This window comes from Luteibacter sp. (genome assembly GCF_051958795.1).
Classification (GTDB): Bacteria; Pseudomonadota; Gammaproteobacteria; order Xanthomonadales; family Rhodanobacteraceae; genus Luteibacter.
Genome location: NZ_JBQCFT010000092.1, coordinates 1 through 21,352, shown reverse-complemented (window position 1 = coordinate 21,352; position 21,352 = coordinate 1). Strand labels below are relative to the sequence as shown.

The following is a 21,352-nucleotide window of genomic DNA, read 5'->3' as shown; positions in this document are numbered from 1 at the left end:
CTACGCGGGCGAGGGGCCGTAGAAGTCGGTCAGCAGCTTCGCCACTTTTGGTTCCGCTTCGCGCAACAGCGCCGGCTGGGAAAAATGCAGCTCGCTGGTCACGGCGAAGAATTCCTCCGGTGCTTCCGCGCCGTACGGATCGATCGCGGTCTCGCGGCCGCGCTCGGTCTGCTTCACTAGGCGATCGAAGGCTTGCTGCATGGTCGCGATCCACTCGCGCCGGTTCATGCCCGGGAGCAGTGGTGGAACGCCGTTCGCCGGTGCGGCGAGCATGTCGAGCTTGTGCGCCATCTCGTGGATCACGACGTTGAATCCATCCCATGGCGCTTCGATGTCGAGCTTCACATCGGCCAGTGAGAGCACCATGGGGCCGCGGTCCCAGGCTTCGCCGATGAGCGTGTCGTCCTGCTCGGTGACGACACCGCTGTGCGCATCGCGGTGGCTCCGCCGCACGTTGAACTCGCCGGGGTAGACCAGGACATTGGTCCAGCCCTTGAACGCTTTTGGTCCGCGGGGCAGGGCGGGCAGGCTCGCCTGCATGGCGATCACGAGCTGCCAGAAATCGTCCAGCGCCGCGCCACCCAGGGCGTGGAACCGCTTCGTATGCAGGAACAGCGCGGCCAGCTGGCGGAGGTAATGCAGGCGCGGGGCATCGAGCGCCCGGGCCATGGGTACGCGGGCTACCGCCTCTTTCCAGCGGGCGTCATCGATGGGCGGTACGGGCGCACGGAACCGCGCCAGGAACGACGGCCAACCACGGAAAATCAGAGCATGGACCCCGGGAGCAGCGACTGCCAGCTCGGCGTGGGCGCACGAACGGGGGCCGGACCCTCGCGGTTCGGGTCGTCATCCGCGACCGGGGAGCTGCTCGACGAGGAACCGCCGCTGGCGCGGCCGGAGCCACCCGGGCGGGTCGACATGTCATCGCCGCCGGTGCTGCTGTTCTCGTGGGGCGCACTCCCTTGCGAACGGCCGCCGCTGCCTTCAAACGACGACGAAGCCGTCCCGCCCATGGAAAACAGGCTGGAAGGATCGATGTCGGAAGCGGCGGCGGTGCCGGTGGCACCGACGAGGCACAGACATCCGAAGATGTAAGGTCTGGCGTTCATCGGTAAACCCCAATGCCCCAGGACAATACGGGGGGACGACCGATCCTCGCAGAAAATTCACGGGGGCGCCAGTGTGGTTCGTCGCCAGGCCATGGGCATGGCTGCGACCCGGGCGAAATCCGCTCGCCTGCCCTAGAATCAGCGGATGTCCCCGTTTACCCACTCCCGCAGGGGCCGCCTGACGGCCTGACGGTAGCCATGCTCGCACGTGACCTCCTCGAAGCCCTTGCCGGCGGCGATGCCGTGTCCGGCGCCTCCCTGGCCCGCCAGGCGGGCGTGACCCGCGCCGCCGTCTGGAAACAGATGGAATCGCTACGCCTTAAGGGCGTGCCGGTGGAAGCCAAGGTGGGCGGTGGTTACCGCCTGCCCTGGCCCACGCAGCTGCTCGATGGCCCTGCCATCCGCGCCGCCTGCGACCCCGCCGTCCTGCCGGATATCGGCATGCTGGAGGTCCACTGGGAGCTGGATTCCACCTCGAGCGAGCTGGCGCGGCGCAATCCGGTGCTCGACGACCTCGCTTTCGTGCTCGCCGAAACCCAGTCGGCGGGGCGCGGCCGGCGCGGCCGTACCTGGCTGTCGCCGCCGGGCATGAACCTGTACCTGTCGGTGCTGAAGCGCTTCGACAGCGGCTTCGCGGCGCTGTCCGGCCTGTCGCTCGCGGTCGGCGTGATGCTGCTGCGCGCACTCAACCGGGTTGGCATCCGTACCGCCGGCCTGAAGTGGCCGAACGACGTGCTGGCCGGGAACGCGAAGCTCGCCGGCATCCTGGTCGAGCTCTCCGGTGAATATTCGGGCCCGTGCGCCGCAGTGATCGGGGTGGGCCTCAACATCCGCCTGCCCGATACCCTGCATGAGCGTGCCGGGCAGCCGATCACCGACCTCGCGGCACTCAGCGGCGGCCAGCCGCCGGATCGCAACACCGTGGCCGCGGCCGTCGTCAGCGCACTGGCTGAAGGCTTGCGGCTGTTCGAGCGCCAGGGCTTCGCGGCGTTCGCGAAGGAATACGCGGCCTACGACCTGCTCAACGGGCAGTCGCTGCGCGTTATCGATCCACGCGGGGAGTACATCGCCACGGGCGAAGGCGTCGACGAACGCGGGGCATTGCGTGTTCGTCGCGCCGACGGCGAAGCGGTGACGGTCGATAGCGCCGAGATTTCCGTGCGCAGGAGCGGCGCATGATCCTGCTGCTCGACCTCGGCAATACGCGCTTGAAGTTCGCGCTATATGACGGTGCGGACTTCACCCATCGCGGCGCCTTTGGCTGGGACGCGGATATCGCGCATGAGCTGGCCACGCTCTGGGCCACGTGGCCGCGGCCCGATCGTGTCGTCGGTGCGTCGGTGGTCGATGGTGCGCGCGAAACGGCGGTCGCCGTCGCGGCGGTCAACGCGTTTGCCTGCGAACCCACCTGGGTGCGCACGCCTGCCGAAGCCTGCGGCGTACGCAATGCGTATGCCGAACCCGGCCGGCTGGGCGTCGATCGCTTCCTCGCCATGGTTCATGCCTGGGACGCGGGCAAGGCGCCGTGCGTGCTCGCCAGTGTCGGCACCGCGCTCACGCTCGATGCCCTCGATGCCGAAGGCCGCCACCTCGGCGGCTGGATCGCGCCCGGCCCGCTGTTGATGCAGCAATCCGTGCTCGGCGCCACCGTCCAGGTGCGTCCGACGCAGGCGGGTGCCGTTCGCGATCTCGCCGGCAACACGGCCGATGGACTTGCCTCCGGTTGCTGGCAGGCGAGCGCGGCCCTGGTCGATCGCTTCGTGCGCCGCGCTGCCCCGCAGCTGGGCGGCGCGCCCCAGGTGACCCTGGGCGGTGGCGACGCCGAACTGCTCGCCCCCCTGCTGGAGCACGCGGTGAGCATCGTGCCCGACGCCGTCCTGCGCGGGCTCGCAGTGTGGGCGAAGACGCACGCCGGGGCGGCGAAAATCCCCTAGAATCCAGTCGCTGCCGGTTCTTACAGGGGAACGCGCGCAGGCCCATTACACGAGCCAAGGCCACCATGCTGCTGCGTTTGCTGTTCGTACTGCTGATCGCCCTCAACATTGCGGTGGCCGCCTGGTTGCTGCTGGGGCAAAGCGGTCCGCACGCCGTGGAGGCCTCGGACAAGGGCGTGCCGGAGTTGAAGCTGCTGACCGAGTTGCCGGTGGCGTCGAGCGCTGGCGCGCCTGCTGGCGCATCGAGCGGGGTGGCTTCCGCTGTGCCGGTCGCGTCCAGCGCGACGGTCGCGGAAAAGGCACCCAGCGCCGTGGTGACCATGCCGGTAACTCCCGCCAAGCCCACGCCGACAACGCCCGCACCCGCACAAGAGGTGGCAAAGGCCGCCGCGGAGGCGCCCGCACCGCCCGCCTCGGTGCCGACCAGCGCGAAGCGCAGCTACCGCTGCCTCGCGATCGGCCCGTTTGCGACCCAGGTGGATCTGCGTACCACGCGTACCACGCTGGCCTCGCGCACCGTCCGTAGCCGGCAGCGTCAGGAGCAGACGACCGAATCGCATGGCTGGCGCGTGTTCCTGCCGGCGCAGGACACCCGCGAGCTGGCCCTTGCACAGGCCCGGCGCCTGGAGGCCAAGGGCATCAAGGACTACTTCGTGGTGACCGTCCAGGGCGAGATGCAGAACTCCGTGGCACTGGGCCTGTTCCACGACCCGGCCAACGCCCGCAAGCGCCGCGACGAAGTCATTGCCGCGGGCTTTCCCGCGCGCATGAGCGAACGCACCGAAACCACGCCCGTCTGGTGGCTCGACGTAGTCGTCCCCGACGACACCGGCAACGATATCCGCCGCGCGATCCGCGCCCCCGGCGCCACCGCTCGACCCACCGGCTGCTTCTGATAAACTCCCCGCCTTCGCCGGCATAGCTCAGTTGGTAGAGCAACCGCCTTGTAAGCGGTAGGTCCCCAGTTCGAATCCGGGTGCCGGCACCAGTAAAATCAATGGCCTGCCGATGGGTGGGCTTTTTTTGTGAGAAAATAAGGCAACGGCCAGGCAACGCTCGTGGCGCATTTCAGATTGGTTGCGTCTCGTCCGGTGCGACCCATTTGGGCTATGTTCTGAGGCCGAGCTTTACAGTACACAGGCTTTCATCACAAACTCTCTGCCATGGGAGGGGGCGATATGCACAGCATTATTCACAGCAATTTTTTGTGCGCGTCCGTAGTCGGGCGGTCGGGTACCGATGCCTTTGGTGTGCGCTCGCGCCAAGAACTAGTGCGCGACGAAGTCGCTTTTGCGCCGGGCGTTGATCCGCATCGCGGCCTCCTCCTCATGATCGAGCGTGTTTCCGCACAGCGCGCTCAGATGAATACACGAGAGGATGAAGGCCACAATGAGCGACAGCTGCTTCCCGCGGACTAAGGACATTCCCAAGCAGTCGCCGCTGTTCTGGGTGACGCATAAAGATAGGTATCTCCGTCAACTTCTGATCCGTGACATTCAAGAAGAGACGGGGCGTGATCTGATCGTGTATTTCACGGACACCGATCGAACTGAAGCGCAGATCGATCCGGGTGACGACCAGTACCTCATCGAAGTGCTCAACGCGCGTCGTCGCGGGCCGACCGATTTGCTCCTCGAAACTAACGGCGGATTCACCGACCCGACGGAGAAGATCTGCGCACTTTTTCGGCAGCTGGCGCCTGACTTGCGCGTGATCGTTCCGCGTCGAGCCAAGAGTAATGGGACAGTTATTGCGCTGTGCGGAAGTGCGATTTTGATGTCTGCCAGCTCCGAGCTGGGCCCGATCGACCCGCACTTGGGCGGGACGCCCATCACATTTCTCCTGAACGCGGCCCCCGATCCATTAACTCGCCAAGTCGCCGAGACATTCCAGCAGCAAACGACCAAGCTTGCGACGCAGCTCTTGAAGGACGGCATGTTGCGTGAAAAGAGTGCAGAAGAAGTCGAGGCGGTGGTCCAGAAACTCGCCACCCGACAGCACTACCATTCGCATGGATCGGTCATCGATGCCGGCGAAGCGGCTAGCCTCGGCCTCAAAATTAACGCATTTGAGGCAGGCGATCCGCTTTGGCAGAAGATATGGCTACTTCGCACCATGTATTCATACGACTGTGCGCGGAACGGCCATTCAAAGGTGTTTGAGGGCGAGGTTGTGAGTAGCGCGGTTACTCTGCAGCGCGCACCCTAGCGGGAAAAGTGCGCAGTCAGTATCTGTCGACTGTCCCCGGCAGGGGCTCGACCGCTTGGACGGGTATTGCGTCGTTCTTGCCGTTTACGACCTCGACGCGCTGCACGTCATACGACGAGAATTGGTACTGGTTTCGGTTGATTTTCTCGCCTTCATACACGACGGCGCCGACCAAGGCGGCAAGAAGGGCGAGGACGGCGATACGGTAGGCTGCTTCCATGAAACTCCCCTGTTTCGAGCTGGCCGATTTATACCTCTCGTGGTCGCCTTACACAACGGCCAGCGCAGGAGCGTAAGCTCACGCCATGGCCTACGGCGACGGAAATACCATTCTCCTGTCCGCGGAACTCAACGTCGATTGCATGGCGATGAATGACGCTGCGCTGGCCACGGACCTCGACGAGGCCCGGTTCCGGGCGCACCTGATATGCGTCCGCGCCGACGAACTGGGCCTACATGCGGTCAGTGATGCGGCCGCCGACGTGGCGGCGATCCTTGGCGACCCGGGCACTGAGCCATCACCAGGGTACGGGCACGCTATGCTGCGCCTGGCGAAGCTCCTGACGCCCGCATAAGTAGGGATCAGCCGGTAGGCTGGAAGACTGGCATCCACCCACCGGAAATCGTCTCTTTGACGACATCAACCATCCGGGTGCCGCCTAGCTCATTCGCTAGTTTTAGCGCGGCTTCGACAGCGAGCCACTCGGACGCGAAAAGTTCTGAGAAGCTACCTGACAGAACGCGCCAATCCCGCGAGTTCATGGAGGGGTAAAAGATGAAAATTCGCTTGCGCCTCTGATCCTTCACTTGCGGCGCAGCCGGCGAAGTTCAGCGCGCACATTCCATGACGCGTCTCCCACGGACATCACGGCCTTCCGCAATTCCGTCTCGCTCACTCCGAGAACACGCGTCCAATACGCCATGTCAGTACGCAGGCACACGTTGATCTTCGTCAGATCTGCCGGAGCAGCGACGAATCTGTCGGTAGTCATGGGGAACGGCCTCTGATGAGCGCCACGTATCCCACAGCAGCCGTTATCCGGGCGTGACTGCCAAAGAAAGCCGCGCCAGCCCCGAGTCAGGCTGACGCGGCCAACCTGCCCGCGCGGGACGCTTCCGCGGGGCAGGGTTGGTAACCCTTACGGGCTACCGAACGCGGGTGCTCGGGTCGGCAGGTTGTCCGCCGGGCCCCACCAAGTGGTTTGGTTGCGCTGTGCCATGCGTTGCTCCACGCGGTCCCTGTAACCCGGAGACAGGTTCTCCATCAGGTTGTTGTAGACCATGTGGTTAAACGCCGCCTTGAGGTACCAGAGGCGCGTCAGCGGCGCCGTGTAGTTGCGGCCGAAGCGCAGCGCCTGGGCGCCGAACTGGTCAGGCGCCACCGTCGACTCGCCGGCATCAGGCTCGACACCAGCGGCTCCAGACGCGGCGCTGATGCCGTTATGGAAGATGTTGATGGCGTCCTCGGCCATCGTCGCGCCCGGACCCAGCAGCTTCGCCAAGGCGCCATTCTGGTGATCGCCCTTGTCCCCAAAGAAGAAATCGCCATACATGCCTAGGCCGCCCGAGGCCACAAGGATCTTGCCGAGTCCCTTTTTCGTCAGAAGGTCCTCCGGATCCTGGCCATTTACGACGTTTTTCAGCTCCAGCCCCAGGGCACCGAGGGCCGCGGAGCCGGCCATGAACTTGGCGCGGTAGGCCCAGGCAGATTTCCAGTCGTCCAGGCCGTTGGGCACATCGAACATGTGGGTCTTGAAGATGCCAAGCGGTGTCTGCTTCAGGAACAGGATCCAAGACATCATCTCGTGGAACAGCGTGCCGCGGCTGCTTGGGTCGAGACCGAGACCTACTTGATCCGCCACGCTGCCGCCAGCACCGCCACGGGCGCCTACCTGCACGTCGTTCAGTGCGACGCCCAGCAACTGCTGGGCCGCTTCCGCCCGCAGATTGCGCGTCTCGCGGGCCACGGCGTCCGGCGTGATGTTGCCCTCCCGGTCCTGCACGCGGCGCTCTGCCAGCGGCTGGAGCGTGGCATCGGGGATCGCGTAGATCGCATCGGGCGTCAGCATGGTGCGGTTGCCGTCTACCCCCTTATCCAGATCTGCCTGCTGCCAAATCTTCCAGATATCTTCCGTCACGCCGCGTTTCGCAAGGTAGTCGGCGGTGGGACGATCAAGGCTGGCGAAGTCGCTACGACTCACGTGGTCGCCCAGCATGTCCATGATGCTGGCGCTGACACCGTGGGCCATGCCGCGGTCCCACATGCGTAGTCCCGAAAGGACGTGCACTGCGTGATTGAGGAACTTAATTCCCGTGGGCCCAAGCTCCTCACCACCGAAGCGGTTGGCTGCGGACTCGAGTCCGTCCACCACGATACCGAGGCGCGAAATCGTCTTTCGATTCGCCGGATTCAGCCCCTCGCCCACGTTGCCCAGGATCTTCGAGCGTGACAGGCCCAGCAAACGGCCGTAGCCCACAGCCATCTGCAAATCGGGGATGGCCGCGAACAGGGAGGATCCCAGCAGGGTCGAGCCCGCAACACCGCGAATACCCTGGGATACCTTCACCCATCCGGGAATCGGACCCGGGTGATCGGGCTGGCGCATGGCCTGCCATTCCTTGAGGGTGCGGCGCTTCAGCCGCTCGAGTTTTTCCAGGCTCTTGGCGCGGCGTTCCGGCGTGGCGCCCTGGACCGCGGCCGCGTCGTTCGCAAAGGCCTTTTCGACCAGCTGCGGGAAGAACGTATCCGCATCACGGCCGAACGAGCGCGCAGCCGCGATATCGCGGGCGACGCCATTCAGATGCTGCAACAGCATGGAATGCACGTTGTTGGCCGAGCCGTACTTGTCCATCATCGACATGTAGGCGTCAGCGTCCTTGAAAAACAGCTGACGCGGGGCGTTGCGCGATGACCCGACAGTGCCGCCGAAGCCGCCCGAATTACCGGCGGCACGCTTGTTTGCGCCGTTCGTGCCGAGGGTTTCGGCGGAAGCGCGTACCAGTTTCTCTATTTCCGGCCGCGTCATCGGCGTGCCGTCCTGCTGGATGTACCGCTCGGGATCGATCGCGTTCAACGCGTCACTGACAAACGCGTCACGATCGGCACCGATCTTCTCCCACGCCCAGGGCTGCGGTGTGTGCCAGTCGTCCAGACGGTTGATGTGGATGCCCGCGTCCTGCATGTGCTGCAGGGCTTCGTCCAACACCTGGCGGATGGTGCCACCGGCTTTGTCGATCTCCGGTTTCGCCGTGGGCTCGTTGCGAATCGCCCGCATCAGCTCACGCTGCTCCAGCGGATCCTGCGCCAGCCCCCAAAACTTACCCTTGCCGCCAACGTCATCGAGGCGGCGTGCGAAGTCGCGAAAAATCGCCTTCCGCTTGATTTCCACGGAGATATCGCCGCCGCGGTTTTCAGCGTCGAACACGGCGCGCTGGCGCAGGGCCGCCAGCTGGCCTTCGCGCTTGCCCGTGCCAGGTTTGAAGGACTCGAGGCGACGCAACTGAGCCGCCTTGATTTCCATATCCCGCAGCGTGTTGCTGTGGGCGCGGGTGATGTCGGCCTTGGTCTTCTGCGCGGCAAGGCTCGCGCCCTCCTGCAAGCGCTGCTCACGCGACAGGAGGCGCCATCGGCCTGGATCCCTCGCCTGCAGCTCCTGCATGGACGAGAAAATCCGGGTCTCGATTGAATCCAGCTCGCCTTTCGTGGGCTTACGCCCCAGCATCTGTTCGACCACTGCGGCGCATTGCGGCTTCATACGTGCCCCCGGATATTGACCACGTTGTTGGCTCGGAAGCCGCTTTCGAAGACCTGTTTCGCCGCCTCGGCGATCGCGTTGCGGGCGCGGATGAGTGCAGCCAGCATGTCGGCGCCCCGCTGGCGGATCTGGCGAACCTCCGGCGTGTTCGCGGACTCGATAGCGCGGAGTTGGCTCCGCGCCTCCTCGATCCATTCGTCGTAGCTCGCCAGTTCCTGCTCCATTGACGTGGCCAGAGTGGCGTACCGGGTACCAAATCCAGAGTTCTTCACCATGCCCCGCTCCTTACTCATACACCACGACGGAAACCGAACCCGGGTCAGTGTTCGTGCCGGCGGAATTCGTGCACTGGATGGTCACGGCCGTCGCCGTTTCGCTGAGTACCCAGTTGAAGCCGCCAATATCCGTGACGATGCTGAACGTGCGGCCGGCGCCGATTGACGTGTTGCTGTCGCGAAAATTGATGGTGTACTGGCCGGTCGCACCGCGAGAGACGGAGATCACGTTTTGCTGGCGCGTGATGGCACCGGTAGAGCCGACGAACCGGACACGAGCCAGGGGGTCCATCGCCGGCTGCACGGGGCGCTCGAGGTTGTCCGTGTACATGTTCCCGATGTCTCGGAAAATGCACGGCGTGGCGCCTGTCACCGAGATATAGGGGCGTGACGCGCTGGGTGTATACGTGCCGTAGCGTGAGAACGCGCACCCCTCGACGGTCAGGGTGACTCGAGCAGCCGTGTTGCCGTTGGTTTCGAGCAGCAGGGCGTTGGTCGAGATTTCGGCCGCGGTCAGGCGATTGAACGTGCAACCGGAGAAAAGATAGGTGCACGGATTGTCGCCGTTGACCATCCACACGTCAGCCGTATTTCCGTTGCGCTCGAAATAGGTGCCGTAAAAGGAACAGGCCGCACGGCCGTAGACGCCCGCAAGGTTGATTTTCACGCCAAATCGCTGCGCGCCCGTGCCGCCGGCCGTCGTCTCGACGGATCCGCCGACAAACACGACGTTGCAGCCCTTTTCGAACCAGGCCGCATATTCAACCTGGCCGTAGAAGATGCAACCGAGGAGGGTGATGGCATTGGGCGTAGAACCGCTGGGATCGACCTGACCGGCCGCGAACAGGCCGCGGGTACAGAACCGGAAGTGACACGCGACCATGGTCATCAGAACGCAGTCGGTAAAGGTAAATCCGACACTGCAGGTGAGGAAAACCACGTCGTTCAGGTACACGCCGTAGCTCTTGGCGATGCGAAGACCGATGTCTCCGGTCCCGGCGCCCGTCTTCGTGATCGCGATGCCGACAATCTTGAAATACGAATACAGGGCCGCCGTGGCCATCGTGCCAACGACGTCGATGCCGACATTGTTGGTCCCATTGACGATCACCGTGTTGCCCGCGCCGGCACCGTAGAGGTTGAGCCCCTTTCCGTCCACCTCAGACGAGTGTGAGGTCAGGTCGACCGTCACCGTGCTGTTGATGAGGTACTTGCCCTTGGGGAAATACACGCTGGCGCCGACGGGGATAGCGGCGTTGATGGCCGCCTGGATCGACGCGGCATCGTCGGTCGTGCCGTCACCCTTGGCGCCGAAGTCTTTTACGCTGTAGGTTTCGCGCGCCTTGTCCTGCACATTCCGGGCGACCGCGTTGAGGCCCGCCTGGATGAACCCCACAGTGCTCGAACCCGACGGCCCGACCAGAATGGGCGCCGCGCCTCCGACCACGAGGGAGCGTACCTGCTGAAGCGTGGGGACATCGCTGTCGTTGACGGCAGTGCCACTATTCGTGAGGGTGTTGGTCTTGAGGTCGTACGTCGTGCCCAGGGGATCTGACACAAGCGCGCGATCGACCACGGACTTGAGCTGTTGCAGCCCCATCGTGTCGCGGTCCAGCGCCTTTTCGTGGCTGGCTGCTGGAAACCGGTTGCCCTCGGGGTACGCGGTCTGTTGGACAAACGGGATGTTTCGCTCGATGTACAGGCGGTCGTTCGCTGCCGGAGGCGTGAGCATCTGGAGCGTGCCGCCCATCTGATTGCCAGCGCCCGTGAGGGTGTAGTCGGAATTCAGGTTCAGGACCGAAGACGCACCAGTAACGACGGATTTACGCGTTACCCTCAGGTCTCTATCCAGAAGGAAGTAAAAAGGGATGGGGAAGCTCGCGGTCGTGCCATTCCCGACGTAACTGGCGGTAGCGGTAGCGGAGTTGACAGTCATGGGAGGTCCTTAGCCGTAATACGAAACGTTGAGGAAGGCGCCAGCGCCCTCTGCGATGAACTGAACTGCCGTAAGCGATCCGGAAAATTCCTGCGCGGTAGCTGCGGACAGGAGCCGCATGCCGACAGAGGCAGTCGGTGCAGCGCCGTCGTCGCGATACCGAAGGTTCGCGCCTTCAGCCTGGATAAGCGCATAGATAGCGCCAGCCGGCGAACTCAGGGGCGACGGCGCCGCGGTGCCAATCGCGACCCGCTGGAAGCCCAGCGGGACGATGGAGGCGCGAATCCCCGCCCGCACGGGAACGCGTTCGCCGTTAGGCCGAGTCTGATAGCCGCTCACGGGACCTTGTGCCCCCGCGCTTTCATTTCGCGCGCCGCCGCCCGGTAGATCAGCGACTTGATGAGGTGCATGTCATTCCCGAGGTTGGTGCGCTCGAGGATGGCCGGCAGGTCCGGGTAGTCTCGGCTCAGGAGGCGAACCTCCCTCTGGGCCACCTCCATCAAGCCGGGGGCCTCGTCGCCGAACTGGTCGATCATGGCCTGGTGCGTTTCCCGCGCCGACTGCTGCTGGGCTTCGAACGACAGTGCCGGCGCCGCCAGCGCCTTCTGGATGCGGCCACCGTAGAACTTGGCCAGGTCGGGCGCGATGCCGGCGCCAACCGCGAACGACTCCACGGCCTGGGCGGTGCGGTAGGGGTTCGCGTCGATGGCCGCGGGTTACGCTCCCGCGCCCGTACGCGTATCTTAGCCGTCGAGCAATCGATCGTCCGCAAGGCGCTCGCTCTGAGCGCCGACCGTGACCGGTTCCGTGTACGGCACATGCTCAGTGCCGCTCTTCTGCGCAAGCTCAGCGCCAATATGGTTGGCCGCGGCTGCGCTGAAAGTGACGGAGACGCCAGGGGTGCCGCTGGACTCGCTCATGCCGCGTTCTCCGTCTCACGCACCGCGCCATGCAGCGCCTGATCGCGTGCCTGGGTGATGCGGGCGGTGAATTCGGGGAATCGACCAGCCAGGGACGTTAGGTGCAGGCCCCAGGGATTCGAGCCGGCGGGCAGGTGATGCAGCGCGTACTCGCTCAACGTGAGCTTGTCGATTTCGCCGCCATCGACGCCGAAGCCGTCTGTCTGATAGGTCGGCCAGCCAGGCGGCAGGCTGCGGAATACCTGGGCGGTAGCCTCGCGCAGCTGGGCGTGCAGCTCGCCCGCCTTCTTGAGGGCGGCCGCGTAAGCCGCGGCGATAGGCTCGCGAGCCTTCGATGCCTCGATGCACGCGGTCCAGGCCGCAGCGGCCGTGCTGGCGGCCAGCTCACGGGCCTGTGCCGTCTCGGCGCGCGCCGCAGCGACCAGGGCGGCGCGCGTGCGCTCGATGGTCAGCTGGTGGGCGCGCATGGCTGCGTGCGCCTCGTCGGCCTGCTTCTGCTTGCCAGTGTCGTCCGCCGCGGCGAGGGCGGCTTCCTGATACGCATCAACCAGGGGCGCCTCCTCGGACTCCAGCTGCGCCAGCTTCGCGCGCAGGGCGTCGGGGGTATTCTTGTTGCCGAAGATCGAAAGCATGGTCATGGGTCCTGTGTGGGGTGGCGCCTTGGAAAAATGCCTATGAAAAATTTTTAGCGTTCGTTCTCTACATGGCCCCGGGTGGAACTCGCGCGGGCTGCGTCTGCCCCCACCCCCACGCCGGCACCCCCGTCCCCGAAAAATGGGACCCGTGATGTCGGCAAACGGAACTCATTCGTAGATTTCCTCGTCGGGGATAACGCCCTGGCGGCGCAGCGCTTGCTGCTCCTCGTGTTTGAAGCGCGCAGCCATGGACTTGTAGGTCACCGGATAGGCCTGCATGGCCTCCAAAACCGGAGCAGTTGATTGCGTATCAATGGGCCCGACGAGCTGGGGCGCTTGTGCGCCAACGGGCTCAGCGTCAATCGTGATGGGTAGGTCGCGCATGGGTCGCAGCGACACGCGATTGCGTGCGTCGGTGAGCGCGCCGTTGATGTCCACGCGCTCGACGGTGATGTCGAGCTTGTCGCGGAGCAGGCCGAACACCCGCATCTTCAGCTCCAACAGCTTGGCCACGGCACTCAGCTGCTTGACGCCCTCGGCGACGGCAATCTTCTCGTCGAGTTCAACGACCGCCTTCTGCGCGTTGTAGTCCGCTTCCTGGCTCAGCGAGGCAGCGATGCGGGCCAGCTCGGCCCGGACGGCTTGGTTGTCGTGTGTGAGCTGGTACGCGGCGTTCTTGGCCGACTTCGCCGGATACCCCGCAGCGATGGCCGCATCCACGCCGGTTTTGCCGGCGACAAGAGCGGCCACGAACTTCTGCTGTTTGGGGGTCAGTGGCTTGCCCATGTGACGGGTAAAGACGCCTTATGTTGACTTGCCGCGCATTTCCACGCGGTGGGTAGTTGGCTATATGTCTGTATTATAGCGGTTTTATCGAAATTCGTTTGTCGGGGACCAACTGCTATGGAGACGGTTGGTCTCCAGCGTCGATGGACTGGATCCGAGGCAGGCGCAAAGAAAACCCCTCGTGCGCACGTGCGCGCGAGGGGTCGGTAGGAAGCTGGCTTGTGCGGCTTATCGGCGGCGCGGTTCGATTGCCACCGTTTGCTGTGCAGCGTACTCCTCAAGCGCTTCGGCCGAGTACAGGACGCGCGTGCCGAACTTGATGAAGGCAGGGCCCTGCCGCAGGTTGCGCCAGTTCTCCAGCGTGCGCGGTGATAGGCGGAGCTTCTCGGCCACTTCCTGGGTGGTGTAGTAGATCGTCCCTGTCATGCGGCAACAGCCTCCTCCGCGCGAACGAACGCAAAGTACAACTGGCCGTTCGCCGGGCAGGATTCGAATTCCGTATCGATCGCATCGACCAACGCCTGAAGGTCACCCACGTCCACCATCCGGCGCTTCTTCAGGACGGACATGGCGGCGGCGCCAGCGCGTTCGAAATCACCGACGTGGGAAAAACTCCACTGGGCTGTGAGTGACGAGGTAAGTGCAACGGTGAGCTGGCGCATGGAATGATCCCCTTGATACGCGGTGAGTTCCGCAGCTCCGACATTAGGATATTTGGAAGTAGGTCGCACGTAAAAATATGTCGACAAAAAAGCACCGAATTGACGTTTTGCCAATGCCATCGATGCCAATTCAACAACAGACGTCCCGCCATTGGGTGGACGCGGCGCATCCGGTTGGACGGCCGCATGCGTTGTGCCGCAAGCCTCTACCCAGCCAGTCCAACCCACCCAACCTTTTAATAGAGTGGAAATAGAGACTCTTTGGTGACGCCAAAAACAAAATGCCTATCGGCTTCCTTTTATGTTTTGCAGGACAGCCAGTAGTAGCGACTGAAAAATCGGGTGGATGGGTGGACGGGCGGGGAAAGCCTTGGGGCGCAACGCCTGCCGACGTCCACGTACCGTCCACCCGTCCACCCTCGGTCGGTTCCCTTAGTCCAATTCCTCCCACGGCAACGGATATCCGAGGAATTCGTCGAAAGCCTTACGACCGTCGCTAAGAGCGGGGAAGATTCGCACGCGAGGCCGTCCGGCTTCCGCTAGCCGCACTTCCTTCAGCTGGGTCTTCAGGATCTTGATAAGCGTTTGCCAGAACTGGGATTCGCCAACGGGCGCGTCCTCGCGCTTGTCGCGGGCGTGGATCTTATACGCCTCGTACGCATCGCTCTTGCGGACGCGTACGGCCTCGTCGGTCCATTCCTCATACCCGATGACAGCGTTCCATAGGCATGCGTGCAGCCAGGCCTCAGGTCCGCGCAGGCTAGCCAGCTTCTGGTCGGCCATGGCCTCGGTCTGCGGGAATTTGCCGACATCGAAGCACGAAATGTCGCGGCGACGGAGGTCATAGAGCATGGCCGCGGTGCCGCCTGCCTGCCGCATCTGATCGAAGATCGGATCGAAATACGACTTGTCGCATTTGTGCTGGCTCGACACGTCGACCACGCAGAAACGTCGCTGGTCCCGGGAGGCCTGCACCACGTGGTGGTCGTTGCTGGCCATGATGACGTGAACGCAGTTGCGCACCTGCACGGCATCGAAGCCCTTTGCTTCCATGAGGAACGTATCTTCCGTAAGCATGTTCTTCAAAGCGCTTGCGGCCCGGTGATCGCAGGCATAGCTCTCGTCGGCGAACGCCAGGACCTTGCGCGCCAGATGGCTGTTGAATTTACCCGTCAGCTGGTCACTTTTCCCGAGAGGCACGTAGTGCGCTTCGCCGAACATCTCGCCCAGCAGCTTGGCAAAGGCGCCCTTGCCAACGCCTTCGCCGCCGCGCAGGACGATCGCTACACCTGGCGGCCGCTGAGGGCGCTGAACCATGTGAGCCAGCCAGTTCATGACGTAATCGTCCACCGCGGCATCGCCGTTGCAGATCACATCGCGGATGTGGCCGCGGAAAAGCGACCAGTCGCCTTCCTGCTCCTTGACCGCGAACCCGCCCCAAAGATTCAACACGCCGTCACGAACCTGGCCCTCGGGAAGAAAGTCCACGCCGCCACAGTATTCTCGCCGGCCTGTCCATTCTCGCCATACTTTGGCGAGGGGCTTGCCGTCGAGCTTTCGCGTCTGCAGAGCGAGGTCGAAGCTGGACGCCTTCATTGGGTGATATTCGCGCTGACCTGAAGCCCGAATTTCTTCCCGATAAATCGTTACGTCACCCTTGTGGTGGACAAGGGCGTACTGCTTATTCAGTTCGGCGAGGGGGGAGAGTTTCTTGGGCTCGCCCGGCGCCTCGTCCTCGACTGGCTGGAACTGGGCCTCGGGCGCGTCGGCGCCCTGCGGGTTCTCGCCGTACTTGTAAGCGTTGCGGACCTTGGTCGCCAGCTCGTCGTTGGTCCAGCCGCAGCCTTCGTGCCACTCCGTCATCATCAGGTCGAGCGCGACCTCGGCGGTGACGCCCAGGTCCTTCAGACGCGCGGCCACCTTGTACGTGGTGAAGTCGCCACCTGCGCCTTCGATGGCCTCGGGGGCCTCATGCTGCAGGTAGGCGAGGGCGCGCTGGCGCGCACGGTCAGCGTTGATTCCATCCAGCGCCTTGCGCCCCGGCGTGCGTTCAGGTGCTGCGCCGCAGGCGTCGATCAGCCACTGGGGAGCGGCAGCGGGGCGGTCAGGGCGGTCGGTGAAGTATTCACCCAGCGGCACGCGGCTACCGGGGGCGACGATGTAGCCTCCCCGTGACCTCACGTCCAGGCCACGCGCTAGAACGTCGGTCCCTTGGCGCACAGCCGCTGGCACGCGATAGATGATGTGACGCCCGCCGGAGGGGGTGGCGTGCTCGCAGGTGAGCGGGAATTCCTTGCCGTCCAACTCCAGCCGCACCAGCTCGCTCGGACCATCCTTCCCGTGGCCGGCACCATCCACATCTACAACCACCAACGCTTCGTCATCGCCGAACTTGGAGGTGCTGATGCCCCAGTTGCAGTCGGGGTATTTCTTCGCCCAGCGCTCGATCTTCTCCGGCTCACGCGTGGCGCGCGTCGGGAACGCCTCGATCGCCGGCAGCTTGGAGCCGGGACGAAGCGGAAAAATATGAAACCCGCGACGAGTGAGCTGGATTGCTTCGGAAATATCGGTCACTTGCCGCCTCCTTGCTGCGGATACTCGTATACCGCGGATACCGTCGCGGTAACTTCGTCGGCCGAGTCGATCGGCACCCAGTTCGCGGGATCCGCTACGGCGGCGCGAATGGCATCCGCTGCGCGATTCAGTTCCGCGGCGGTGCTCTTGTAGAGCGCGCCGTCTTCTTTGGCTGACGACGGACTTGCTGCCAGCCCGCGCAGCGTCGCGGGGTCACTCACGTCGCACGCGATCCCTTCCAGCGTCGCGCCCACGCTCTCGGCCTGCGAGACCCAGGCAAGCAGGTCTTCGGCGGACAGTTGCAGGGTGCGGTCAGTGCCTTTGCACAGCAGCCGGAATACGACGGCCTCCGCGTCGGGTACGCCGAGGTCTCGCTCGAATGGCGCCTGCATGACAAAGATGATGCGGCGTATGCCACGAGGCAACGGCGGTTCGGGGTCAGCCCCGAGGCAGTAGGGTGAGGCCAGGTGCAATGAATGTCCCCAGGCCGGGATGCGCATCAGAGCGTTCACGGTCTTCACCAGCTCGGGCACGAACTGGATTGGGACGGGTTCTGCGTTGGCCTCGAAGTACAAAGGCGCCGCGCTCATACGGCCACCGTGGCGGTGTCGCGGCTCGCCGCGCGCTCTTTGATCCACGCGGCCAGCTCGCTTTCCAGCCAGGCATTGACGCGACCGCCGAGCTTGAAGCGGCGGGGAAACTTGCCCTCGCGTTCGAGTCGCAGCAGCTGGCTGTCGCCGTACGGGATGCCCCACTGCTCACGCAGGACTTTGACGGTGACCGGGCGGTCGAAGTGCGGGGAGGGGGCGGTATCGTTGTTCATATCGGGGACCTTTTGTGATCGCCGATACGTGAGAGCGGGGCACGCCTCGACGTATCGGCCGGATGATCGGCTGATCGACGAGGCGGGCAGGGCTTGGACTTAGCCAGCGGTGTCGCTACAGCCCGATTGGCCGTGCACTGGGGTCCCAACTTGTCTGCGCGCCTAAGCTTTGGAGCGGGGCTTTAGCGACGTGGATATTTTCTCATCACTCGTCTTAGCCCGCAACTAAGCCTATGAAGGTGTTGAGTTTATTCGGGTTCACTGGCGCCACCGTGGGCGCTACTGGAGTACACGTAGCTACTCTCGATTACGCTACGAACGGGCTTTCAGTACCTTCGCGAGCGCGGCGTCGAACTTCTGCAAGGCCTGGCGTTTCTCCGGCAGATACAACTCCGGGTTGTTCCGGTAGTGGATATCCGTAATGCCAGCGACGCCATGGCTCTGCAGACGGTCGGCCAGTTCGTCCGGAATCCTGGCCGCCTTCATCATCTGGGTGCAGGTGCGGCGAAGATCGCGGGGAGTAAAAGGCGCAATTCGTTTGCCGTCGAGCATGGCAAAGGGGGACTGGAGCCAGTAGCGGACAGCGCCCGCAGGAGAGGCGATGTCGACGTGGGAGCGCTCGTTGGTCGCCCACGGGTACTCGAGCGAGCCCGTGTAGGCCGCGACGCTGGCCAGGATCGCCAGCATGCGCTTGGACATCGGCACCATGTGCGGCCGCGGCACACCACCGCGGCCTTTTTTATCCGTCAGCGTGACCACGGTGGTGTCTCGGTCGTACGAGGTCCAGGGTTCGCGCGCCAGCTGGTGCGTGCGCTGGCCGCCGCTCGCGATCGTGAATCGCAGCAGATCGGCCAGCACGGGCCCCACCTTGGGCGCCTGGTCAATCGTCAGGTAGAACTGCCGCAGCTCAGCCGCGGACAGCACGCGCGTGCCTGGCGTGCTCTTGGCTTCGCGAGGGACGGGGCCGACGGGGTTGTGGACGAGCCCGTAAACGGTGACAGCGCGGCGGGCCACGGAGTGCTCCGAGGACAGCCCGTAGGCGAAGGCGGCCCCGAGGAAGGTCTGCACCTTGTCCGCGCTGCCCTGGGCGCCTGATGTCGCTCGCCTGCCGGCGCTGCCCCTGCCTTTCTTCGGGCGTGCGATGCCGTGGTGGAAGATCGGACGGAGCAGGGCGACGATGTGGGAAGGCTCGACATCCTTGGCCTTCATGGCCATCACGTCGCCCGCGTCACGCTCGAGCTGGGCCGTGATCCGGCGCCACTCCGCAATCTGCCGCGTGCCCGCCGCGGCGCGCCGCTCGGTGCCTTTCTCCCGATAGGCGATGTACTCGGCCAGCAGATCCGAAACCGAGCCACGCTCCGCGTGCACAGCCGCCTGCTGGCGCCGTGTCGTGCGCTCCTTCGAAGGGCTGCGACCGGCGTTGATGAGCGCCAGGACGCGGGTGGCCTCGTCGCGTGCCTGCTTCAAGGAAAGGGCTTGGAGGCCGCTGGGGAACTGGTCGCCAGCGGGCGACGCATGCTCGCCTGCCTTGCCCGTGTAGTGTCCGAGCCGGATGCGCTTCACCCCCTCGTCAGGGATGCGCGTCACCAGCACCCAGGTCCGCGCGCCGCCGGGTGACACCCGAAGCGCCAGCCCGCGCACCATGCCGTCAGGGTGGTCCACCTGCTTGTCGGTCGGTTTGATGGCGTCGAGCTGCTTTTGTGTGAGGGACGTGGCGGCCATTTGAGGCAACTCCAGACAACAAAACTGCCCGGCAGGCAGCGGAGGCACATGGTGCCCTATGACGGCATGGATTGGCTACATGCGTTGGCGCCCATGGCTTGTTGACTTCGGCATGGCGTCTAGTGCTTACTAATGACTTCGCCGTTATACCGCCTTGTAAGCGGTAGGTCCCCAGTTCGAATCCGGGTGCCGGCACCAATGCAACGAAAAGCCTGCCGTGATGCAGGCTTTTTTGTATCCGGGGGATGCATGAAACGCACGGTGCGCTGGCTATTGCTGTTGTCCGCCTTCCTCGTGCTGACCATTGGCGTCGCAGCCGCGTCCCTTTATGCGATGCAGGACACGCTGCTCTATCCCGGAGCCAGGGCGACGATGCCGCCCGGTGCGCTCAAGGTCGAACGTCCGGATGGCGTCATGCGAGGCTGGGTACTCCATCCTGGGGCCGAGGACGCCCTCGTGGTCTTCGGCGGTAACGGTATGAGCCTATCGGGCTACGCGCCGACCCTGGAAGCGTGTTCGAAGCGCGCGATCTACCTCATGCCTTACCGCGGTTACGAAGGCCAGATGGGCCGACCTCGCGAACGCGAGTTCGTTGCCGATGGCATTGCGCTGGTGGACGAAGTGCGGAAGACACATGCGCACGTTGGCATCCTCGGCATAAGCATCGGCACCGGCGTGGCAACGCAGGTCGCAATCGCACGCAAGCCCGACAAGTTGTGGCTGGTAACGCCCTACGACAAGATGACCCGCGTCGCCGACGACAACATGGGCGGTCTCCCGGTGAGCTGGCTGATGCATGATCCACTTGATAGTGAAGCGGCTGCGCGTCAGTTGAAGGGCGTGCCCGTGATCGTGCTTCAGGCGAACCACGATGAGGTGATTCCAGCGGATCGCACGGAGGCGTTGATCCATGCACTGCCGCAACCGCCAGTCGAGTGGATACATGTCGATGCTAGCCATAACACGATTCTGTCGGCGGCTGAGATGTGCTCTGCCTTGGGCAAGTGAGCGAGGTGGAGCAGGGCGGGGCTTCGCAAACTCAGTAGTATCTCAAGCACGACTGCGTTGCGCGTTCGCCAGTAGGTCGTCGAAGCGGCGTCAGCGCGCCACGACCAACGACGATCGACAAAAAGGTTTGCATTCCTCCAGCGGGACAGATACCTTGAGGTCAAGTTGGACTGGACATTTCCGGTCGGCGCTGGGCCTCACTTCGGTGAGGCCCTTCGCATTTTAGGCCGACGGATTGCTCTGCAAAGCGATCTTCGGCGCTCCCGTGCGTGCTCTGTACAATCTTCGGCTTCAGAACGCTAAACGCGCGGTTAGGCTGGGTCGGGCGCAGCTCGCTCAAATCGAGTAGTGGGCGTCGTCCGTCCGTGTGCGTCAGGTTCCGCCTCTATGAGGGTAGGTGGCCTTCGTTATTTGGCCCCTGCCGCAGTGCAACGTGGCTGTGATCCACCCCGGTGTAAACTTGCGGAATGAGAAATTCCCGCGTTTCGCTGGTGTGCGCCTTGCTCGTCCTGCCGTTTGCGGCCTGGGCGCAGGATGTGTCCCGCGATGCCATGGCGACCCGCATGGCCGGGCATGACGCCCCGGCGCTGCTGGATGTCCGTACCCCGGAGGAATACCGGGAGGGTCATCTGGCAGGCGCCCTGAACGTTCCGGTGGATGAAGTTGCCACCCGCAGCGGCGCCCTCGGCGTGAAGCGTGACCAGGAACTGGTCGTTTACTGCAAGTCGGGCAAGCGCGCCGCGCGTGCCCGCGACACCCTGCAATCCCTGGGCTACACCAATGTGCACCTGCTGGAAGGCAGTGCCGACGCATGGCGCGCCGATGGCCGCCCGCTGGTGAAAGAAAGCCCGAATCACTGAGCCTGACCCCATGAGCCCAACCACCCGTTCGGTCGCCCTCGTAGGCGTCCCCACCGATATCGGCGCCGGCCACCGCGGCAGTTCCATGGGCCCCGAGGCCCTGCGCGTCGCCCGCCTGGCGGAGCGCCTCGAGAAGCGCGGCATG

At 64.2% G+C, this 21,352-nt stretch carries 26 protein-coding genes and 1 tRNA gene; 9 read left to right on the top strand and 18 right to left on the bottom strand.

The window, feature by feature from the left end; genetic code table 11:
• Together ACTHLF_RS04980 and ACTHLF_RS04975 are read right to left on the bottom strand one after the other, a co-directional pair.
• Positions 1-711, bottom strand: a complete 711-nt coding sequence (locus tag ACTHLF_RS04980) for a zinc-dependent peptidase (RefSeq protein ID WP_440325398.1) — start codon at positions 709-711, stop codon at positions 1-3.
• A 53-nt stretch (positions 712-764) separates the two neighbouring features.
• Positions 765-1,109 (bottom strand): hypothetical protein, encoded by a 345-nt coding sequence (locus ACTHLF_RS04975; protein WP_440325381.1) that lies wholly within the window; start codon positions 1,107-1,109, stop codon positions 765-767.
• A gap of 198 nt (positions 1,110-1,307) precedes the next feature.
• On the opposite strand from ACTHLF_RS04975, the gene ACTHLF_RS04970 reads away from it, so the two are divergent.
• From ACTHLF_RS04970 to ACTHLF_RS04950, 5 genes are all read left to right on the top strand, one after another.
• Entirely contained in the window at positions 1,308-2,288 is a 981-nt protein-coding gene (locus ACTHLF_RS04970) for a biotin--[acetyl-CoA-carboxylase] ligase (RefSeq protein WP_440325380.1), read from the top strand.
• Entirely contained in the window at positions 2,285-3,043 is a 759-nt protein-coding gene (locus ACTHLF_RS04965) for a type III pantothenate kinase (RefSeq protein ID WP_440325378.1), read from the top strand. Before ACTHLF_RS04970 ends, ACTHLF_RS04965 begins: the two co-directional genes overlap by 4 nt.
• A gap of 65 nt (positions 3,044-3,108) precedes the next feature.
• Complete coding sequence (locus ACTHLF_RS04960; protein WP_440325376.1) at positions 3,109-3,939, top strand: SPOR domain-containing protein; 831 nt, start codon at positions 3,109-3,111, stop codon at positions 3,937-3,939.
• Positions 3,940-3,955: 16 nt separating this feature from the next.
• Positions 3,956-4,031 (top strand) — tRNA-Thr (locus ACTHLF_RS04955).
• 401 nt (positions 4,032-4,432) lie between these two features.
• The gene (locus ACTHLF_RS04950; RefSeq protein WP_440325375.1) at positions 4,433-5,251 is read left to right on the top strand and encodes an SDH family Clp fold serine proteinase; all 819 of its coding nucleotides are present in this window, start codon (positions 4,433-4,435) and stop codon (positions 5,249-5,251) included.
• A 16-nt stretch (positions 5,252-5,267) separates the two neighbouring features.
• Here ACTHLF_RS04950 and ACTHLF_RS04945 read toward each other — a convergent pair whose 3' ends face one another.
• Positions 5,268-5,471, bottom strand: a complete 204-nt coding sequence (locus ACTHLF_RS04945) for a hypothetical protein (RefSeq protein ID WP_440325373.1) — start codon at positions 5,469-5,471, stop codon at positions 5,268-5,270.
• Between the two features lie 85 nt (positions 5,472-5,556).
• Here ACTHLF_RS04945 and ACTHLF_RS04940 point away from each other — a divergent pair, with 85 nt between their 5' ends.
• A complete protein-coding gene (locus ACTHLF_RS04940) occupies positions 5,557-5,826 on the top strand; it encodes a hypothetical protein (RefSeq protein WP_440325372.1) in 270 nt (89 codons plus the stop codon).
• Between the two features lie 228 nt (positions 5,827-6,054).
• Here ACTHLF_RS04940 and ACTHLF_RS04935 read toward each other — a convergent pair whose 3' ends face one another.
• From ACTHLF_RS04935 to ACTHLF_RS04865, 15 genes are all read right to left on the bottom strand, one after another.
• Positions 6,055-6,243, bottom strand: coding sequence for a DUF3606 domain-containing protein (locus ACTHLF_RS04935; protein ID WP_440325370.1), 189 nt, complete (start codon positions 6,241-6,243; stop codon positions 6,055-6,057).
• A 147-nt stretch (positions 6,244-6,390) separates the two neighbouring features.
• Positions 6,391-9,006, bottom strand: a complete 2,616-nt coding sequence (locus tag ACTHLF_RS04930; protein WP_440325368.1) for a hypothetical protein — start codon at positions 9,004-9,006, stop codon at positions 6,391-6,393.
• On the bottom strand, positions 9,003-9,281 hold the full coding sequence (locus ACTHLF_RS04925) for a hypothetical protein (RefSeq protein WP_440325366.1): 279 nt from the start codon (positions 9,279-9,281) through the stop codon (positions 9,003-9,005). Before ACTHLF_RS04925 ends, ACTHLF_RS04930 begins: the two co-directional genes overlap by 4 nt.
• A gap of 10 nt (positions 9,282-9,291) precedes the next feature.
• Complete coding sequence (locus ACTHLF_RS04920; protein ID WP_440325365.1) at positions 9,292-11,217, bottom strand: glycosyl hydrolase family 28-related protein; 1,926 nt, start codon at positions 11,215-11,217, stop codon at positions 9,292-9,294.
• 9 nt (positions 11,218-11,226) lie between these two features.
• Complete coding sequence (locus ACTHLF_RS04915) at positions 11,227-11,556, bottom strand: hypothetical protein (protein WP_440325363.1); 330 nt, start codon at positions 11,554-11,556, stop codon at positions 11,227-11,229.
• Complete coding sequence (locus ACTHLF_RS04910) at positions 11,553-11,891, bottom strand: hypothetical protein (protein WP_440325362.1); 339 nt, start codon at positions 11,889-11,891, stop codon at positions 11,553-11,555. The genes ACTHLF_RS04915 and ACTHLF_RS04910 overlap by 4 nt, the downstream gene beginning before the upstream one ends.
• A gap of 69 nt (positions 11,892-11,960) precedes the next feature.
• Positions 11,961-12,137: a hypothetical protein gene (locus ACTHLF_RS04905; protein WP_440325360.1), complete on the bottom strand. Its 177-nt coding sequence runs from the start codon at positions 12,135-12,137 to the stop codon at positions 11,961-11,963.
• Complete coding sequence (locus ACTHLF_RS04900; protein ID WP_440325358.1) at positions 12,134-12,769, bottom strand: hypothetical protein; 636 nt, start codon at positions 12,767-12,769, stop codon at positions 12,134-12,136. Before ACTHLF_RS04900 ends, ACTHLF_RS04905 begins: the two co-directional genes overlap by 4 nt.
• Positions 12,770-12,940: 171 nt before the next feature.
• A complete protein-coding gene (locus ACTHLF_RS04895; RefSeq protein ID WP_440325357.1) occupies positions 12,941-13,558 on the bottom strand; it encodes a terminase small subunit in 618 nt (205 codons plus the stop codon).
• Between the two features lie 228 nt (positions 13,559-13,786).
• Positions 13,787-13,984 carry a helix-turn-helix domain-containing protein gene (locus tag ACTHLF_RS04890; protein ID WP_440325356.1) on the bottom strand — a complete coding sequence of 66 codons (198 nt, stop codon included), beginning with the start codon at positions 13,982-13,984 and terminating at the stop codon, positions 13,787-13,789.
• Positions 13,981-14,220 carry a hypothetical protein gene (locus ACTHLF_RS04885; protein WP_440325355.1) on the bottom strand — a complete coding sequence of 80 codons (240 nt, stop codon included), beginning with the start codon at positions 14,218-14,220 and terminating at the stop codon, positions 13,981-13,983. Before ACTHLF_RS04885 ends, ACTHLF_RS04890 begins: the two co-directional genes overlap by 4 nt.
• Positions 14,221-14,652: 432 nt before the next feature.
• Positions 14,653-16,794: a bifunctional DNA primase/polymerase gene (locus ACTHLF_RS04880; protein WP_440325353.1), complete on the bottom strand. Its 2,142-nt coding sequence runs from the start codon at positions 16,792-16,794 to the stop codon at positions 14,653-14,655.
• Positions 16,791-17,384 (bottom strand): hypothetical protein, encoded by a 594-nt coding sequence (locus ACTHLF_RS04875; RefSeq protein WP_440325351.1) that lies wholly within the window; start codon positions 17,382-17,384, stop codon positions 16,791-16,793. The genes ACTHLF_RS04880 and ACTHLF_RS04875 overlap by 4 nt, the downstream gene beginning before the upstream one ends.
• Positions 17,381-17,617 carry a helix-turn-helix transcriptional regulator gene (locus tag ACTHLF_RS04870; protein ID WP_440325349.1) on the bottom strand — a complete coding sequence of 79 codons (237 nt, stop codon included), beginning with the start codon at positions 17,615-17,617 and terminating at the stop codon, positions 17,381-17,383. Before ACTHLF_RS04870 ends, ACTHLF_RS04875 begins: the two co-directional genes overlap by 4 nt.
• Before the next feature lie 312 nt (positions 17,618-17,929).
• Complete coding sequence (locus ACTHLF_RS04865) at positions 17,930-19,339, bottom strand: site-specific integrase (protein ID WP_440325347.1); 1,410 nt, start codon at positions 19,337-19,339, stop codon at positions 17,930-17,932.
• A gap of 249 nt (positions 19,340-19,588) precedes the next feature.
• Between ACTHLF_RS04865 and ACTHLF_RS04860 the strand changes: the two genes are divergently transcribed.
• The 3 genes from ACTHLF_RS04860 to ACTHLF_RS04850 all read left to right on the top strand — a co-directional run.
• Entirely contained in the window at positions 19,589-20,347 is a 759-nt protein-coding gene (locus ACTHLF_RS04860; protein ID WP_440325345.1) for an alpha/beta hydrolase, read from the top strand.
• A 467-nt stretch (positions 20,348-20,814) separates the two neighbouring features.
• Positions 20,815-21,207, top strand: coding sequence for a rhodanese-like domain-containing protein (locus ACTHLF_RS04855; protein ID WP_440325343.1), 393 nt, complete (start codon positions 20,815-20,817; stop codon positions 21,205-21,207).
• A gap of 10 nt (positions 21,208-21,217) precedes the next feature.
• The coding region (locus tag ACTHLF_RS04850) for an arginase family protein (RefSeq protein ID WP_440325396.1) at positions 21,218-21,352 on the top strand (135 nt) is incomplete at its 3' end.

What these genes read in the sequence shown, in the direction of transcription:
- ACTHLF_RS04875 (WP_440325351.1), bottom strand. Translation starts at nt 17,384, where the DNA reads ATGAGCGCGGCGCCTTTGTACTTCGAGGCCAACGCAGAACCCGTCCCA.
- ACTHLF_RS04950 (WP_440325375.1), top strand. Translation starts at nt 4,433, where the DNA reads ATGAGCGACAGCTGCTTCCCGCGGACTAAGGACATTCCCAAGCAGTCG.
- ACTHLF_RS04945 (WP_440325373.1), bottom strand. Translation starts at nt 5,471, where the DNA reads ATGGAAGCAGCCTACCGTATCGCCGTCCTCGCCCTTCTTGCCGCCTTG.
- ACTHLF_RS04930 (WP_440325368.1), bottom strand. Translation starts at nt 9,006, where the DNA reads ATGAAGCCGCAATGCGCCGCAGTGGTCGAACAGATGCTGGGGCGTAAG.
- ACTHLF_RS04895 (WP_440325357.1), bottom strand. Translation starts at nt 13,558, where the DNA reads ATGGGCAAGCCACTGACCCCCAAACAGCAGAAGTTCGTGGCCGCTCTT.
- ACTHLF_RS04925 (WP_440325366.1), bottom strand. Translation starts at nt 9,281, where the DNA reads ATGGTGAAGAACTCTGGATTTGGTACCCGGTACGCCACTCTGGCCACG.
- ACTHLF_RS04920 (WP_440325365.1), bottom strand. Translation starts at nt 11,217, where the DNA reads ATGACTGTCAACTCCGCTACCGCTACCGCCAGTTACGTCGGGAATGGC.
- ACTHLF_RS04965 (WP_440325378.1), top strand. Translation starts at nt 2,285, where the DNA reads ATGATCCTGCTGCTCGACCTCGGCAATACGCGCTTGAAGTTCGCGCTA.
- ACTHLF_RS04935 (WP_440325370.1), bottom strand. Translation starts at nt 6,243, where the DNA reads ATGACTACCGACAGATTCGTCGCTGCTCCGGCAGATCTGACGAAGATC.
- ACTHLF_RS04870 (WP_440325349.1), bottom strand. Translation starts at nt 17,617, where the DNA reads ATGAACAACGATACCGCCCCCTCCCCGCACTTCGACCGCCCGGTCACC.
- ACTHLF_RS04960 (WP_440325376.1), top strand. Translation starts at nt 3,109, where the DNA reads ATGCTGCTGCGTTTGCTGTTCGTACTGCTGATCGCCCTCAACATTGCG.
- ACTHLF_RS04940 (WP_440325372.1), top strand. Translation starts at nt 5,557, where the DNA reads ATGGCCTACGGCGACGGAAATACCATTCTCCTGTCCGCGGAACTCAAC.
- ACTHLF_RS04885 (WP_440325355.1), bottom strand. Translation starts at nt 14,220, where the DNA reads ATGCGCCAGCTCACCGTTGCACTTACCTCGTCACTCACAGCCCAGTGG.
- ACTHLF_RS04900 (WP_440325358.1), bottom strand. Translation starts at nt 12,769, where the DNA reads ATGCTTTCGATCTTCGGCAACAAGAATACCCCCGACGCCCTGCGCGCG.
- ACTHLF_RS04905 (WP_440325360.1), bottom strand. Translation starts at nt 12,137, where the DNA reads ATGAGCGAGTCCAGCGGCACCCCTGGCGTCTCCGTCACTTTCAGCGCA.
- ACTHLF_RS04860 (WP_440325345.1), top strand. Translation starts at nt 19,589, where the DNA reads ATGAAACGCACGGTGCGCTGGCTATTGCTGTTGTCCGCCTTCCTCGTG.
- ACTHLF_RS04855 (WP_440325343.1), top strand. Translation starts at nt 20,815, where the DNA reads ATGAGAAATTCCCGCGTTTCGCTGGTGTGCGCCTTGCTCGTCCTGCCG.
- ACTHLF_RS04975 (WP_440325381.1), bottom strand. Translation starts at nt 1,109, where the DNA reads ATGAACGCCAGACCTTACATCTTCGGATGTCTGTGCCTCGTCGGTGCC.
- ACTHLF_RS04890 (WP_440325356.1), bottom strand. Translation starts at nt 13,984, where the DNA reads ATGACAGGGACGATCTACTACACCACCCAGGAAGTGGCCGAGAAGCTC.
- ACTHLF_RS04865 (WP_440325347.1), bottom strand. Translation starts at nt 19,339, where the DNA reads ATGGCCGCCACGTCCCTCACACAAAAGCAGCTCGACGCCATCAAACCG.
- ACTHLF_RS04970 (WP_440325380.1), top strand. Translation starts at nt 1,308, where the DNA reads ATGCTCGCACGTGACCTCCTCGAAGCCCTTGCCGGCGGCGATGCCGTG.